The organism is Streptomyces sp. TLI_146, assembly GCF_002846415.1.
Classification (GTDB): domain Bacteria; phylum Actinomycetota; class Actinomycetes; order Streptomycetales; family Streptomycetaceae; genus Streptomyces.
On record NZ_PJMX01000001.1, the window covers coordinates 1327763 to 1342163 of the forward strand.

At 72.5% G+C, this 14401-nt stretch carries 19 protein-coding genes; 10 read left to right on the plus strand and 9 right to left on the minus strand.

Annotated features, from left to right (window positions below; all coding sequences use genetic code 11):
* Nucleotides 1-37 precede the first annotated feature (37 nt).
* The gene (gene nrfD / locus BX283_RS06120) at nt 38-958 is read left to right on the plus strand and encodes an NrfD/PsrC family molybdoenzyme membrane anchor subunit (RefSeq protein ID WP_101386628.1); all 921 of its coding nucleotides are present in this window, start codon (nt 38-40) and stop codon (nt 956-958) included.
* Here the strand turns inward: nrfD and BX283_RS06125 are convergent.
* A complete protein-coding gene (locus tag BX283_RS06125) occupies nt 932-1897 on the minus strand; it encodes an LLM class F420-dependent oxidoreductase (RefSeq protein ID WP_101386629.1) in 966 nt (321 codons plus the stop codon). The genes nrfD and BX283_RS06125 overlap by 27 nt on opposite strands.
* A 331-nt stretch (nt 1898-2228) precedes the next feature.
* Between BX283_RS06125 and BX283_RS06130 the strand changes: the two genes are divergently transcribed.
* On the plus strand, nt 2229-3479 hold the full coding sequence (locus tag BX283_RS06130; protein ID WP_101386630.1) for an MFS transporter: 1251 nt from the start codon (nt 2229-2231) through the stop codon (nt 3477-3479).
* On the opposite strand, the gene BX283_RS06135 is transcribed toward BX283_RS06130, so the two are convergent.
* Entirely contained in the window at nt 3467-4063 is a 597-nt protein-coding gene (locus BX283_RS06135) for a TetR/AcrR family transcriptional regulator (protein WP_101392174.1), read from the minus strand. The genes BX283_RS06130 and BX283_RS06135 overlap by 13 nt on opposite strands.
* 180 nt (nt 4064-4243) lie before the next feature.
* Between BX283_RS06135 and BX283_RS40515 the strand changes: the two genes are divergently transcribed.
* Entirely contained in the window at nt 4244-4417 is a 174-nt protein-coding gene (locus BX283_RS40515; protein ID WP_180357073.1) for a hypothetical protein, read from the plus strand.
* A gap of 17 nt (nt 4418-4434) precedes the next feature.
* Nucleotides 4435-5199, plus strand: a complete 765-nt coding sequence (locus tag BX283_RS06140; protein WP_101392175.1) for an alpha/beta fold hydrolase — start codon at nt 4435-4437, stop codon at nt 5197-5199.
* 70 nt (nt 5200-5269) lie between these two features.
* Here the strand turns inward: BX283_RS06140 and BX283_RS06145 are convergent, their stop codons facing one another.
* The 3 genes from BX283_RS06145 to BX283_RS06155 all read right to left on the minus strand — a co-directional run bounded on the left by BX283_RS06145 (nt 5270) and on the right by BX283_RS06155 (nt 7068).
* Nucleotides 5270-5809, minus strand: a complete 540-nt coding sequence (locus BX283_RS06145) for a GNAT family N-acetyltransferase (RefSeq protein ID WP_101386631.1) — start codon at nt 5807-5809, stop codon at nt 5270-5272.
* A 62-nt stretch (nt 5810-5871) separates the two neighbouring features.
* On the minus strand, nt 5872-6624 hold the full coding sequence (locus BX283_RS06150) for an IclR family transcriptional regulator (RefSeq protein WP_101386632.1): 753 nt from the start codon (nt 6622-6624) through the stop codon (nt 5872-5874).
* Between the two features lie 180 nt (nt 6625-6804).
* A complete protein-coding gene (locus BX283_RS06155; protein WP_101386633.1) occupies nt 6805-7068 on the minus strand; it encodes a UBP-type zinc finger domain-containing protein in 264 nt (87 codons plus the stop codon).
* 131 nt (nt 7069-7199) lie between these two features.
* Here BX283_RS06155 and BX283_RS06160 point away from each other — a divergent pair, with 131 nt between their 5' ends.
* Nucleotides 7200-7472, plus strand: a complete 273-nt coding sequence (locus BX283_RS06160) for a DUF1876 domain-containing protein (RefSeq protein WP_101386634.1) — start codon at nt 7200-7202, stop codon at nt 7470-7472.
* Nucleotides 7473-7771: 299 nt separating this feature from the next.
* Complete coding sequence (locus BX283_RS06165; RefSeq protein ID WP_101386635.1) at nt 7772-8509, plus strand: class I SAM-dependent methyltransferase; 738 nt, start codon at nt 7772-7774, stop codon at nt 8507-8509.
* A gap of 95 nt (nt 8510-8604) precedes the next feature.
* Here BX283_RS06165 and BX283_RS06170 read toward each other — a convergent pair whose 3' ends face one another.
* The gene (locus BX283_RS06170) at nt 8605-8967 is read right to left on the minus strand and encodes a cupin domain-containing protein (RefSeq protein WP_101386636.1); all 363 of its coding nucleotides are present in this window, start codon (nt 8965-8967) and stop codon (nt 8605-8607) included.
* Between the two features lie 324 nt (nt 8968-9291).
* On the opposite strand from BX283_RS06170, the gene BX283_RS06175 reads away from it, so the two are divergent.
* The 3 genes from BX283_RS06175 (at nt 9292) to gcvH (ending at nt 12254) form a co-directional block, all read left to right on the plus strand.
* Nucleotides 9292-10815: a chitinase gene (locus tag BX283_RS06175; RefSeq protein ID WP_101386637.1), complete on the plus strand. Its 1524-nt coding sequence runs from the start codon at nt 9292-9294 to the stop codon at nt 10813-10815.
* A 160-nt stretch (nt 10816-10975) separates the two neighbouring features.
* A complete protein-coding gene (locus BX283_RS06180; RefSeq protein ID WP_101386638.1) occupies nt 10976-11737 on the plus strand; it encodes a vWA domain-containing protein in 762 nt (253 codons plus the stop codon).
* A gap of 133 nt (nt 11738-11870) precedes the next feature.
* The gene (gene gcvH, locus BX283_RS06185; protein WP_101386639.1) at nt 11871-12254 is read left to right on the plus strand and encodes a glycine cleavage system protein GcvH; all 384 of its coding nucleotides are present in this window, start codon (nt 11871-11873) and stop codon (nt 12252-12254) included.
* 91 nt (nt 12255-12345) lie between these two features.
* On the opposite strand, the gene BX283_RS06190 is transcribed toward gcvH, so the two are convergent.
* Together BX283_RS06190 and BX283_RS06195 are read right to left on the minus strand one after the other, a co-directional pair.
* A complete protein-coding gene (locus tag BX283_RS06190) occupies nt 12346-12546 on the minus strand; it encodes an antitoxin (protein ID WP_101386640.1) in 201 nt (66 codons plus the stop codon).
* Nucleotides 12547-12642: 96 nt separating this feature from the next.
* A complete protein-coding gene (locus BX283_RS06195) occupies nt 12643-13329 on the minus strand; it encodes a pyridoxal 5'-phosphate synthase (RefSeq protein WP_101386641.1) in 687 nt (228 codons plus the stop codon).
* Between the two features lie 92 nt (nt 13330-13421).
* Here BX283_RS06195 and BX283_RS06200 point away from each other — a divergent pair, with 92 nt between their 5' ends.
* Nucleotides 13422-13730 (plus strand): putative quinol monooxygenase, encoded by a 309-nt coding sequence (locus BX283_RS06200; RefSeq protein WP_101386642.1) that lies wholly within the window; start codon nt 13422-13424, stop codon nt 13728-13730.
* 17 nt (nt 13731-13747) lie between these two features.
* On the opposite strand, the gene BX283_RS06205 is transcribed toward BX283_RS06200, so the two are convergent.
* The gene (locus BX283_RS06205) at nt 13748-14350 is read right to left on the minus strand and encodes a phosphoribosylanthranilate isomerase (protein WP_101386643.1); all 603 of its coding nucleotides are present in this window, start codon (nt 14348-14350) and stop codon (nt 13748-13750) included.
* Between the last annotated feature and the right edge of the window lie 51 nt (nt 14351-14401).

Below are 14401 nucleotides of genomic sequence, written 5' to 3' on the forward strand. Positions count from 1 at the left end.
CGCGCGGCGGCGGGGGAAGCGCCGTGGCGAGCAACTGATGGTGCCGCGCGCCGAGTTCGCCTCGTACTACGGGCGGCCGGTGATCAAGGCGCCGTCGTGGGCGGCACGGGACATCGCCGGGTACTTCTTCCTGGGCGGGCTCGCCGGAGCGGGCTCGGTCCTCGCGGCCGGGGCCCAGCTGACCGGCCGTACCACCACGGCGACGGCGATGAAGGTGTCCTCGCTCGCGGCGGTCTCGCTCTCCGCCGCCGCGCTCATCAACGACCTCGGCAGGCCGGACCGGTTCGCGAACATGCTGAGGGTCCTCAAGCCGACCTCGCCCATGAGCGTGGGCTCCTGGCTGCTCTCCGTCTACGGCCCGGCGGCCGGCGCGGCGGCCGTCACCGCCGCGACCGGACGGCTGCCCCGCACCGGCGCCGTCGCGACGGCGGGAGCCGCGCTGCTCGGGCCCGCCGTGGCCTCGTACACCGCGGTGCTCGCGGCGGACACGGCGGTGCCCGCCTGGCACGGCGCCCACCGCGAACTCCCCTATGTCTTCGCCGCGTCCGCGACCGCTGCCGCCGCCGGGATGGCCCTGGCCGTCGGGCCGTCGCACGAGGCGGCCCCGGCCCGGTGTGCGGCGGCGCTGGCGGCGCTCGCCGAGACGGCCGCGAGCCGGGCGGCCGAGCGGCGTCTCGGCATGGTCGCCGAGACCTGGCGCGAGGGCCGGGCCGGGACCCTCCTGCGGGCCGCCCGCGCCCTCACCGTAGGCGGGGCGGCCGGCGCGATGCTGGGCGGGCACCGGCGCGCGGTGGCCGCGGCGAGCGGGCTCGCCCTGCTCGCGGGCTCGGCGTGTACGCGCTTCGGTGTCTTCGCGGCCGGTATCGCCTCGGCCGAGGACCCCGAGTACACCGTCCTGCCCCAGCGGGCCCGGCTCGACGCCGAGGCGGCGTCACAGCTCGCGCAGGGCGGGCAGTAGCTTCTCCTCGGCCCAGCGGATGAAGGGGAGTTGCTGCTCGCCGCCGATCTGGACGAGGGCGACCTCGGTGAAGCCCGCCTCGACGAACGGGCGCACCGCGTCGACGAACGCGGTGACGTCGTCGCCGCACGGGATGGCCTCGGCCACGTCCTGCGGGGTGACGTACCGGGTGGCGCCCTCGAAGCCGGACGGCCCCGGAATCTCCGCGTTCACCGGCCAGCCGCCGCCGAACCAGCGGAACTGGTCGTGGGCGCGGGCGATCGCCGCGTCCCGGTCGGTGTCGTAGCAGACCGGCAGCTGGCCCACGCGGGGCTTTCCGGCGCCGCCGTGCCGGTCGAAGGACTCCACCAGCTCCGGCTTGGGCTCGGTGGCGATGACGAGATCGGCGGAGCGGCCGGCCAGCGCGCAGGAGCGCTCGCCGGAGACGGCGATCCCGATGGGCGGCGGCTCGTCCGGCAGATCCCACAGCCGGGCGTTCGCCACGTCGAAGAAGGCGCCCTGATGGTTGACGTTGCCGCCTTCGAAGAGGGCGCGGATGATGTCGACGGCCTCGTCCAGCATGTCCAGGCGGACCTGCGGGGAGGGCCATCCGGCGCCCACCACGTGCTCGTTGAGGTTCTCGCCGGAGCCGAGGCCCAGGCGGAACCTCCCCTGGGACAGCAGCTGCATCGTCGCCGCCTTCTGGGCGACGACCACGGGGTGGTAGCGGACCGTCGGGCAGGTCACGTACGTCATCAGCGGGATCCGCGTGGTGGCCTGGGCGGCGGCACCGAGCACGCTCCACGCATAGGACGCGTGCCCCTGTGATTCCAGCCAGGGGAAGTAGTGGTCGGAGGTGACGGAGAAGTCGAAACCGGCGCGCTCCGCGGCGACCAGGTCGGAGACGAGGGCGCGGGGGCCGGTCTGCTCGGTCATCATCGTGTAGCCGATTTGCACCATAATTAACCCATTACCTGGCTCCGCGAATCGAAAACATCACTTTCGCCGCCCTCCCTCCCCCGCCAGTTCGATGTTTTCGACGCGCCTGCGGGGCTACGCGCTCCCACAGACCCGTTCGCCCGTGAGGAGTCGTCGTGGTCATCGTGGCCGTTCTGATCCCGCCCCTGATGCTGGGCGCGCTGCTCGCCCTGGCGCGCTACGAGGAACGCATGTTCGGCGACACCCAGGCGGTACGAAAGCGCGGGCGCCATCGGCACACGAAAAATGGCCCACTCACACCCCTCCGAAATGGACCAGAGGGAAGGGCCACCGGGGCCATAGTGTCCCGTACATGACGAACAGATCGGTCTCCCCCGCGGCCCCCCGGCGCCTCCTCTCGCTGGCCCAACTGACCAACTCCGTCGGCGACGGCGCGTACCTCGTCACCTCCGCCCTGTACTTCACGCGCGTCGTCGGTCTCGCCCCGGCGCGCATCGGCCTGGGGCTGACGCTGGCGTGGGCGGTCGGCTCGGTCGCGGGCGTACCGCTCGGGCGGCTCGCGGACCGGCGCGGGCCCCGGGGGACGGCGGTGCTCCTCGCCCTGACGACCGGCGCGGCGGTGGCGTCGTTCCTGGTCGTCCGCTCCTTCGTGCCGTTCCTGCTGGCCGCCGTCCTTTACGCGACGGCGCAGTCGGGGCTGTCGGCAGCACGTCAGTCGCTCCTCGCCGGACTGGTGGCCGAGACCGAGCGCACGGCGACCCTGGCGCGTCTTCAGGCCACGCTCAACGCGGGGCTCGCCGTCGGCGCGGCGCTCGGGGGCGTGGCCCTGCACTCCGGCACGACCGGCGCGTACCTCACGGTCTTCGCCCTGGACGCGGCGAGCTTCCTGGTGTGCGCGCTGCTCCTGGCGCGGCTCCCCCGGGTCGCGCCCGTGCCGTCGCCCGGTGGCGGGCGCGGCGGCCCGACGGTCCTCAAGGACCGCCCGTACGTCGTGGTCGCCCTCCTCAACACCGTGCTGCTCCTGCGGATGCCGCTGCTCAGCCTGGGGATTCCGCTGTGGATCACTCAGCGCACGGCCGCACCGGCCTGGCTGGTCTCGGCGCTGTTCGTGCTCAACACCGGTGCGGTGATGCTCTTCCAGGTGCGAACGGCCCGGAGCGTCAGCGGACTCGCGAGCGCCGTGCGGTCGGTGCGCCGTTCCGGCGCGGTGATGCTCGCGGCCTGCGCGGTCTTCGCGCTGTCGGCCACGGGCGACGAACCCTGGACGGCCGCCGCGGCGCTCGTCACCGGCTCGGTGCTCCTGGTCGTCGCCGAGATGCTGCACTCGGCGGGCTCCTGGCAGATCGGCTTCGACCTGGCACCGGCCGACCGGATCGGCGAGTACCAGGGCCTGTTCGGCACCGGCGTCACCGTGGCCCGCACCCTGGGCCCGCTGCTGCTGACCGCGCTGCTCGTGGACTGGGGCAGCCCCGGCTGGCTGCTGCTCGGCGGGATGATCCTGGTGGCCTCGTACGCGATGGGGCCCGCGACGCACAGGGCCGCGCGCGGGACGGCCCCGGCCACGCCGGTCCCCGCCCGGGTCCCGTCCGGTCAGTCCGGCTGAAGCGAGCGCCAGACCCGGTCGGGCAGGATCCGGTACGCCTGGGCGAGGTCGATGTCATACGTGCTGGAGAGCCAGCGGCGCGCGGTTTCGGCCGGGGGCCCGAGGATGAGGACGTCGATCAGGGGCGAGGGGAGCGGCGCGATCTCGCCGGCCTCGACGCGGGGGCCCAGCCAGGCGGCGATGACGGCCAGCTTGACCGCCTTGACCCGGCGGATCTCGTCGGCGTGGGCGGCGAGATAGCCGGAGTACGCGGAGGCGTGCAGGAAGAGCGCGACGTCCGGGTGCTCTTCGGTGAAGCGCAGATAGCACTGGACGAGCGCGCGGATGCCGGTGCGGGCGGTGCGGGCCCGGGTGAGCACGGCGGTCATCTCGTCGAAAAGCTGCTCCATGCACCGGGTGTAGAGAGCGGCGGCCAGACCGTCGAAGCTGCCGAAGTGGTGGTAGAGGCTGCCGAGGCTGACCCCGCTGGCGCGGGTGACGGCGCTGACGGTGAACCCCTGCTGGCCCGACTCGGCGAACACCCGCAAAGCGGACGTCAGCAGGCGGTCGACGGTGGCCTCACCGCGCTGCTGCCTAGGCGACATGACCGCGCCCCGCTCGGTGCGTGAGGTGCCCGTGCCGTGGGCCTCGGACGCAGGGGGCGCCACAGGGGGCACCGATCGGGATGCTGTCTGCCATGACGGCAACCCTAGCGCAGCAATCTGTAGAAAACTGTTCTAGAAATCGACTCCTCAACTGGCGTCCCACCGACCACACTTGACCGTATGACTCGACGCCTGACCGGCGAACAGCCGGAGATCGACACAGCCACCGAGGACGGCATCCGGGACGACTTCTGGTGGCCCGTCGCCACGCTGCCGACGGCGGCCGACGGTTCGGACGCACCGCACCCTGCCGACTCCCGTACCGGGAAACTGGGGTGTGCGGCGCGGGTCTGATCATCTACGGTGACGCGGTGACTCTTTCCCATGATGTGGCCGGAACCGGCCCCGCGGTGCTCCTTCTCCACTCCACGGTCTGCGACCGGCGGATGTGGGACCCCCAGGTACCGGCGCTCTTCGGCGCCGGCTACCAGGTGGTGCGCTGCGACTTCCGCGGCTTCGGCCTCACGCCCATGCCCGACCGGCCGTACAACAACGCGGAGGACGTCGTCGCCCTGCTGGACGCGCTCGGCATCGAGCGCGCGGCGGTGATCGCCTCGTCCGGCGGCGGCCGGGTCGCGCTGGAGATCGCGGCCCGCTGGCCGGGGCGGGTCGTCTCGCTGGGGCTGCTCTGCACCGCGCTGGCCGGGCACGAGCCCAGCGCCGAACTCGACGCGTTCGGCGACCGCGAGGACGCGCTCATCGAGTCCGGTGACATCGCCGGGGCGACCGATCTCAATGTGGACGCCTGGGTGGGCCCCGACGCCGACCAGGCGGTCCGGGAGCTGGTGCGCGTGATGCAGCGCAACGCCTTCGACGTCCAGATCGCCGCCGAGGAGGAGTTCGGCCAGATCAAGGTCGAGCCCGACCTGTCCGCGGTCAAGGCCCCCGCCCTGCTCGTCTCCGGCGACCACGACTTCGCGGACTTCCGGCAGATAGCCGTCCACCTCACCGGGGTGCTCGCCGACGCCCGCCACCTCGAACTCTCCTGGGCGGGCCACCTCCCCAACCTGGAGCGCCCCGACGAGGTGAACCGCGTACTCGTCGACTTCCTGCGCGAGACGCACGCGGCGGGCTGAGCTCGGGGGCCCCGGCACCGAGCGTGCGTGCCGGGCGCCGCTGCGCAGGCGGGGGTTGAAAGACAGGCTCTCAGCCGCCCGCCGCGTAGCAGCGGACGGCCACGGTCTGCCGGGGTCCCCACTCCTGCTCGACCTCGGCCAGCAGCTCCCAGCCGAGCCGTTCGTACAGCGCGGTCGCCGCGGTGTCCGAGGCGACCACGTCGAGCACCGGATGCAGCCCGCGGGACCGGGCCTCGCCCACGGCCCGGGCCAGCAGCAGCCGGCCGATCCCGTGCCCGCGCGCCCCGGGGGCCACGAACAGACGGCTGACCACGGCCGTCGCATCGGGGCCCACCCCCGCGCGGGCGCTCCACAGACCGGGTGCCACATCCCCCGTACCGCTGAGCGACAGACCGACATGACCGGCGACCCGGCCGTCCAGCTCCGCCACCCAGGCCCCCAGGAGCGACGGCTGCGCGAGCCAGTCGGCGGGGCGGTCGGGCCAGTTCACCGGGTAGCCGTCGCGCTCGTGGACGGCGGCGAGCGCGTGGACGCACGCGTCCAGGTCGCGATCCGTTCGCGGGCGGACGTACGGGACAGGGCGCGACGGTTCGGTTCTCTCGCTCTTCACCGCGTCATGGAAGCACGGTCCGGGGCCGGACCCGGACGATTTTCCGCGGTGGAGGCGCCCCTTCAGAGCTGCCACGCCTGCGGCATACGCGCCAGATTCGCGCCGATCATGCGGGCCGCGCGGCGCAGTGGGTCGCCCGCGGCGGTGAGCCTGCGGCGGTCGAGGACGGAGACCGCGAGCGCGGCGACGACCTTTCCCGAGGGGGCGCGGACCGGCGCCGCAAGACAGGCCACCAGCACGTCGGCCTCGTAGTGGTCGGTGGCCGTCCCCTGCTCGCGCGCCACCTCGATCCGGCGCCGCCAGGGCCCGGCGCAGTGGCCCTCGGGTGGCGTCGTGGCCGGTCCGGCCGCCGCCAGCACCACCTCGGCGGCGCTCCCGGGCGGCAGGACCGCACCGGCCCGCAGCGGGAAGACGTCGTCCACTTCGCCGGGCAGCGCGGCCACCACCAGCGGGCTCCCGGCGCCGGGCACCGTCACGCTGACGCTGGCGCGGGTGGCCGCGGCCAGGTGCCGCAGCGGCCCCACGGCGGCCGTACGCAGCGGCCGGTCGGGGCTCCAGGCCCGTCCGAGGCGGACGATCGCCGGTCCCATGCGGTACCGGCCCGACCGGCGCTCCACCGCGTCCAGCGCCACGAGCTGGTCCAGCATGCGGTGCACGGTGGTCTTGGGCAGCCCCGCATGGGCCGCCAGCTCGCTCAGTCCGCCTTCCTCCACCCGCGCCAGCGCCTCCAGCAGCGAGAACGCGCCCTCCAGCACCCCGCGCCCCGCCGCGCCGCCGTCTCCCCCGCACCGAGCCGGTCTTCGTCCGTGGTCCACTGCCGTCCCCCGTCGCCGTGATTCCCGTCCATGGTCGAACCACGTGCCCGGCGCCCGGTATCCCCAACGTTGGGTATGGCGCGGCACGTTGTCCAGGTGGTGGGATGGTCGGCGACCCGCGCCCGCGGCCTCAGCGCGTGTCGGGCGTCGGGGCGCCGGCGGGGGTGCGAAAGCAGGCTCTCAGACCAGGGCGTCGTGGACGAAGCACCAGCGCCAGTCCTCGCCGGGCTCGAAGGAGCGCACGATGGGGTGCTCCTCGCTCGCGGCGTGCGCGCGGGCGTGGTGCAGCGGGGACGAGTCGCAGCAGCCGACGTGGCCACAGCTGAGGCAGAGCCGCAGATGGACCCAGGGGGAGCCGAGGCGCAGACACTCCTCGCAGCCCTGCGGGGTCCGGGGCTCCACGTCGCGGATCATGGCGAGATGCGGGTCGGCCTTGGCGGTCATCGCGTCCTCCGGGGGTCTGGCCTCCAGGGTAGGAACGCCCGGCGGTCCCCGCACTCCGTCTCCGTCTCGCGGCCGGGGCGCCGCGGAGGGACCCTGGAGGTACGAAGGGCGAGCCCTGGAGGTGATCCGTCATGACCACACTCGTCGGGTGGCATGTGGAGCTGGAGTTCTCCGAGGTCGGGGACCGCACCAGCGCGGTGGGCCTGGTCAGACTCGGTGACGGCACCGAGGTGAAGGGGCACGGCTACGCCATGCGCCACCCCTCGGACCCCGAGCAGCTGCGGGTCGGCGAAGAGATCGCGGGCGCGCGGGTCCTGATGGACCTGGCGTCCCAGCTGTTGCAGAAGGCGCATGTGGAGATCGACGAGGCAGCGGGGCGGCAGTCGCGGCCGCTGACCGCCTGACGCGGCCGGGCGCCGACTTGTGCGCGGCGGGTCGCGGTGGCGAGCTCGCGGCTGGAGTCCGTCACCGGGCCGCCGTGCGGTCGCCCTTGTGAGAAACCCCGGCCGACCCCCTCGACGCTTCCCCCGGGACGACCCTGGACGGCGTCGCGGGCAGCGCCGCGCCCCCACCCGCGGGTGGGACCCTTTCCATGATCGCCCAAGCCCCTCACGCGACCGCTCACGACCTCCCCGCACCCCGTCTGATCTGGCCTTTCCTGCCCGTCCTCCCTACGATCACGGGACAGCGAAAGGGGGACCGGATGGACCGGAACATCCGCACCATCGACGACGTACTCAAGCTCATGGACGGCCTGTTCGCGCCCGAGGCCGACCGGTGGACGACCGGTGCGGCGACCTGGTGGGACGAGTTCTACGCGGACCACACCAAGCCGGTGCCGTTCTTCGTGGCGAAGCCGGACGAGAACCTCGTCGGCTACCTCGACCGCGGGCTGATCGCGCCGGGCCGGGCGCTCGATCTGGGCTGTGGACCGGGCCGCAACGCGCTCCACCTCGCCTCGCTGGGCTTCGAGGTGGACGCCGTCGACCTCTCCCCCGGCGCCATCGACTGGGCCGAGGAGCGCGCCAAGGAGGCGGGGGCCGACATCCGGTTCCACCGGGGTGACGCGTTCACGCTGGCCGATACGGTGCTGGCCGGGCCGTACGACCTGATCTACGACTCCGGCTGCTTCCACCATCTGCCGCCGCACCGCCGCATCAGCTATCTCGACCTGCTCGACCGGGCGCTGGCGCCCGGCGGCCATCTCGCCCTCACCTGTTTCGCGGCGGGCGAGATGGGCTCCGAGCTCCCCGACGGCGACTTCTACCGCCAGAACGGCCTCCACGGCGGCCTCGCCTACACCCCGGAGTCCCTGCGCTGGATCTTCTCCGACCTGGCCGAGGTCGAGCTGCGCCGTATGCGCAACGAGCCGCCGGACTCACCGCGCTTCGGCGAGCCGTTCCTGTGGACCGCCCTGTTCCGCCGCGAGGCGACGGCGTAACGGACCGACGGAAACCGGCCGTTCGCAGCTCACGCGCATAGGCGCCGCGCCCCCTCCGCTCGGAGAGGCGCGGCGCCTGTGCGCGTGAAGTGCGGCTACCTCTTGGCGTAGTCCGTGAATCCCATCCAGTCGATGACGACACAGGGGTCGTCGCCGAGGACCCACGCGTCGTGGCCGGGCGCGACGTTCATGTAGTCGCCGGGGCCGAAGTCCTCTTCCTGGCCGTCGTTCATGACGACCTTCATACGGCCGGAGACGACATAGCCCGCGTGGGCGGCCAGACAACTGTCGGTCTGGGCGATCGGCTTGACGTGCTCGGACCACTTCCAGCCCGGTTCGAACGTCGCCCGGCCCACCTGCCCCCCGCCCACGTTGACCAGCTCCAGGCGCCCCTTGCCGTCCTCGAACGGACGGACCTCCTCCGGCGCTTCGAAACTCTTCCGTACGAGACCGGCCATGTGCGCTTCTCCTTGGGCGGCGGGTGGCGGTGAACGTTCGACGGTCCGAACGTACCCACGGCGCCGGGGGGTCGCGAACGGCATGGGCCGTACGGGTGACGGTGTCCCCCGGTGCCCGCCTCGCACCCCGAGGAATTCCCCGGCAAGTGGTCCAGTGCGCCGCGCCCCCGGTGGCCGACGCCGCAGCCGCCCCTTGCTCGAAATTGGTCTAGTCCTGTTTTGGTCCAGTCCATTGACATGTCTCTGATCACGGAGATATCCCATACCCAACACCGCTGCGCCCCACGGGAATTGGCGGACGCACCCCTCACACCTTGGACGGACATGAGACGCATGCGTACCCTCCGCGCGGTCCTGACCGCGACCGTCACCGCCGTGGCCACGGCGGGCCTCGCCGTGCTCGGCGGCGGCTCCGCCCAGGCCGCGACCCCTCTGCCGGCCCATGTCTTCGCCCCCTACTTCGAGGCCTGGACCGGCGAGAGCCCCGCCGCGCTGGCCGCCCAGTCCGGCGCGAAGCACCTCACGATGGCGTTCATCCAGACGGCGTCCAAGGGCTCCTGCACGCCGTACTGGAACGGCGACAGCGGGATGCCGATCGCCGCCTCCACCTTCGGCAGCGACATCAAGACCATCCAGGCGCGCGGCGGGGACGTCATCCCCTCCTTCGGCGGCTACACCGCCGACACCACCGGCACCGAGATCGCCGACAGCTGCACCGACGTCGGCCAGATCGCCGCCGCGTACGAGAAGGTCATCACGACCTACGACCTCTCCCGGCTCGACATGGACATCGAGGTCGACTCGCTGGACAACAGCGCCGGAATCGACCGGCGCAACAAGGCGATCAAGCAGGTCCAGGACTGGGCGGCGGCCAACGGCCGAAAGGTCGAGATCTCGTACACCCTGCCCACCACCACCTCGGGCCTCGCCCCCAGCGGCCTCGCCGTGCTCCGCAACGCGGTGAGCAACGGGGCGCGCGTCGACGTCGCCAACATCATGACGTTCGACTACTACGACAACGCCACCCACAACATGGCCAACGACACCCAGACGGCGGCCCAGGGGCTGTACAACCAGCTCGCCCAGCTGTACCCCGGCAAGACCTCCGCCCAGCTCTGGGGCATGATCGGGGTCACCGAGATGCCGGGCGTCGACGACTTCGGGCCCGCCGAGACGTTCACCCTGGCCAACGCCACGCAGGTGTACAACTGGGCGGTCTCCAAGGGCATCAACACCCTCTCGTTCTGGGCGCTCCAGCGGGACAACGGCAGTTGCCCCGGCGGTGCGGCCGCGGACAACTGCTCCGGCATCCAGCAGAACACCTGGGACTTCAGCCACATCTTCGAGCCCTTCACCTCGGGTACCACCGCTCCCGCCAATGACTTCTCGGTGACCACCTCGCCCGCCAGCGGCTCGGTGGCGGCGGGCAGTTCGGCCACCACCACGGTCAAGACGGCGGTCACCGCAGGTCAGGCGCAGTCCGTGAACCTCACCGTCAGCGGCGCCCCGGCCGGTGTCACCGCCTCGCTGAGCCCCACCTCGGTGACGGCGGGCGGCTCGTCCACGCTGACGGTGTCGACGACGTCCGCGGCCGTCTCGGGCACATACACCCTCACGGTGACCGGCTCCAACGCCTCCGCCGGGCACTCGGCGACGTACACCCTGACCATCACCGGCGGCAGCGGCCACCAGTGCACGGCCCCGCAGTGGAACACCTCGTCCGTGTACACCGGCGGTATGCAGGTGTCGCACAAGGGCCACAACTGGAAGGCCAAGTGGTGGACGCAGGGCGAGGAGCCCGGCACCACCGGTGAGTGGGGTGTCTGGCAGGACCTGGGGGCCTGCTGAGCCCAGCGCGCACGATGGGGTGGTGTCCGGTACGGAGTCCCGTGCCGGACACCGCCCTGTTCCGGCACACACCCTTCCCAAACCGCCGCCTCCTCCCACACCCTTTTACCCTGATGTCCGCGCACAGCGGCGCGGGCGACTCGGCGGCGGGGGTGGGGCGATGCAGGACGCTCCGGCGACAGACGGCTGGGCCGTGGACATCGTGCTCTGCGTCGACGTGACGGGCAGCATGGGCCCGGTGCTGAACCAGGTGAAGGAAGGGGCGCTGTCCTTCCACGGGCGACTCAAAGCCGTGATGGGCCGACGCGGGATGGACATCGGCCGGATGCGGTTACGGGTGATCGCCTTCCGCGACTTCGGGGCGGACCGCGACCGTGCGATCGAAAGCACACCGTTCCTGGACCTGCCCGAACAGGACCCGCAATTCGCGGAGTTCATCGCGGGGCTGCGGGCGACCGGCGGGGGCGACGTCCCCGAGTCGGGCCTGGAGGCACTCGCCCTGGCGGTCCGCTCACCGTGGTCGGCCGGGACCGGCGACCGGCGGCACATCGTCGTCCTGTTCACCGACGCACCGGCCCACCCCCTGGGCAAACACACCCCTCGCCGACGCGCCGCCAAGTCCCCTTCGGACCGGCCGCCTTGGTGGTCGTCCCGCCGCAGGGCCACGGCGGCCGCCCCGGCCGACGGCGTCTTTCCCCGCACCCTCGACGAACTCCACGACCAGTGGGGCCGCGAGGGCCGGGACGGCGCGGTGATGGACCAGTCGGCCAAGCGACTGCTGATCTTCGCGCCGGAGCAGCAACCGTGGCGGGACATCGCGGAGACCTGGGACAAGACCCTGTTCGTCCCCTCGGTCGCGGGCACCGGACTCAAGGAGATCGCCCTGGACGAGGTCGTCAGCACGATCGCCCGCAACCTGTGACGGTGTGCTGCTTCACACCCCCTCGCTGTCCAAAAACCGTCTCCCACCGGCCACCGCACAGGCAAGCTTCTCTGGTGATCGTCCGCCGTGGACGGTACGTACGTGTGCCGCGTGTGCCGAATGGAGCCCGAGCATGTCGAACATTCCCACCGACCTGCGCTACACCCTGTTCCACCAGTGGGTCCGAGACGAGGGGGACGGCGTGTTCGCGGTGGGCCTCACCGACTACGCGCGACAGGCCCTGGGCGACATCGAGTTCCTGGAACTCCCCGACGCCGGAAAGACCGTCTCCCGCAAGGAGGCGGTCGGCACGGTGGAGTCGGTGAAGGCGGCGAACGACATCTACGCCCCGCTCGCCGGCGAGATCACCGAGACCAACGCGGAAGCCGTCGCCACCCCGCAGTCGGTCAACACCGACCCGTACGGCGTCTGGCTCTTCAAGCTGGCCCCGTCCCTGGACGAGCCGATGGACGACCTGCTCACGGCGGAGCAGTATCAGGCGGCTGTCGGGGGCTGAGCGAGGCCGAGGGGCGTGACGGCGGGCCGTCGGCCCCGGCAGGTGCCGGGGCCGACGCCCGTATGCCTCAGTGGTTCACATGGGCAGTGGTTCACATGGGCGGGCCTTCCCCACGGTCCTCGCCGCGGTCCGAGCCCAACTGCTGCTTGAGCTTGTCCTGGGCCGTGTCCACCTGGCTGCTGTACTTGCCCTGGGTCTTATCGTCGACGAAGTCACCGGCCTTGTCGATGCCCTGACCCGCCTGGTCCTCGTGCCCCTTGAGCATTTGCTTGAGCTTGTCCATCACGGACATGTCTTGTCCTCCTAGAACAGCCCCCGCACCCCAGGATCACCCCTTCCCCCGCCTCTTCGCATCCGGGCGGCCTCACGGAGCGACGCCGGGACCCGTTCAGGGCCACAGCAGGTGCCGCTCCCACGGGGCGTCGGCGGCCGGGCGCTCGTAGCGGAGACGGGTGTGGACGCGGCTCTCGTCCGCCTGCCAGAACTCCACCGTGAGCGGGGCGACGGTGTACAGGTTCCACGCCTCGGCGACCAGGCCCGGCTCCCGCTCGACGCGGGCCAGCGCCTCGGCGATGAGGCGGTCGCGCTCGGCGACGCTGTCCAGATGCCGGCTCTGCCGTCCCACCAGCGCCTCCGCGCGGGCCGATGCCGAACGGCCCAGGTAGTCCGCCGCCCCCCGCTCGGCGGGCTCCCGCACCACCGGGCCCCGCACCCGTACCTGACGCCCCAGGGCGGGCCAGTAGAACGCCAGCGCCGCGCTGGGGCGCACCGCCAGCTGCCGCCCCTTGGGGCTGTCGGCGTGCGCGGCGAACTGCCAGCCGTCGGCGTCCACGTTCTTCAGGATCAGCACCCGCGCCCAGGGGTCGCCGTGCTCGTCGACCGTCGCGACGGTCATGGAGTGCGGGTCGGGCAGTCCGGCCCCGACGGCCTCCATCAGCCAGTCCAGGAACAGCGCGACCGGCTCGCCCGGCGCCGCGCCCGGGTCGAAGGCGGCCAGCGGTCCGGCGAACACCTCCAGGCCGCGCAGCCACGCCCGTACGTCCCGAGGCCGCCCCGCTCCCTCTGCCGCGCCCATCGCCCGCTCCCTCCCCCGTCGCACCCCCGTGCGGAACCGACCCTACTCGGCCGGGGGCCGCCCCACGTCGACACCGCGATAGGGTCGTTCCCATGCCCGTCGTCATCGCGCGTGTCCACCCCGAACCCGGCCGTCTGCAAGAGGTGTTGGACATCTACGCGGAAGCCGTTCCCCTCGTCCACCAGGAGCCGGGGTGCGAGCTGTTCGCCCTGCACACCGACCGGACGTCGATCTTCGTCGTCGAGCGCTGGACCACCGACGAGGACCTCGCGGTCCATTCCGCCGGACCCACTTTCGCGCGGACCCGTGCGAGGGCGGAGGGGCTGCTGAGCGCCCCCGCCGACGTCTGGGTCCTCGACGCCCTCCCCTTCGGTGACCCTCTCAAGGGCGTCATCCAGTAGGGCCCTCCACGGATCGGCTACCCCCGGGCCGCCGCCAGGAACGCGCGGATCAGCCGCTCCGACTTCACCCCGCGTTCGCTCTCCACACCGCTGGAGACGTCCACGCCCCACGCGCCGGTGGCCTCGACGGCCCGGCGGACGTTGTCCGGGTGCAGTCCGCCCGCCAGCAGCCAGCGGCCCTCGGGGGCGGTGAAGCCGGGCGAGGCCCAGTTCCACGGCTTGCCCGAGCCCGGGTCGGGGGCGTCGAGCAGCAGCATGTCCTCGTCCAGCTCGCCGCGGCGGACCGGGACCTCGGTGGCGGCGGTGGCCCGGATCAGGGTGCGGCCCGGGGCGCGCAGGGCCGTGTAGTACTCCGGCCCCTCGTCGCCGTGGAACTGCACGGCACGGATGCCGCTCTCCTCCGTCAGCCGCCGGACCTCGTCCACCGGCTGCCCCCGGAACACACCGACCGTGAGGACGTGCTCCGGCACCCGCAGGGCCAGCTGCCGGGCGGCCTGGGCGTCCACCGTGCGCGGGCTGGCCGCGAAGACGAAACCCACCGCGTCGGCCCCGGCCTCGACGGCCGCGTCCACATCGCGCTCGGTCCGCAGACCGCAGATCTTGACGAAGAGATCGCTCATGCCCTCAGTCAACCAAACCCCTAGTCATCGGACCACTTGCCGTCCATTGTG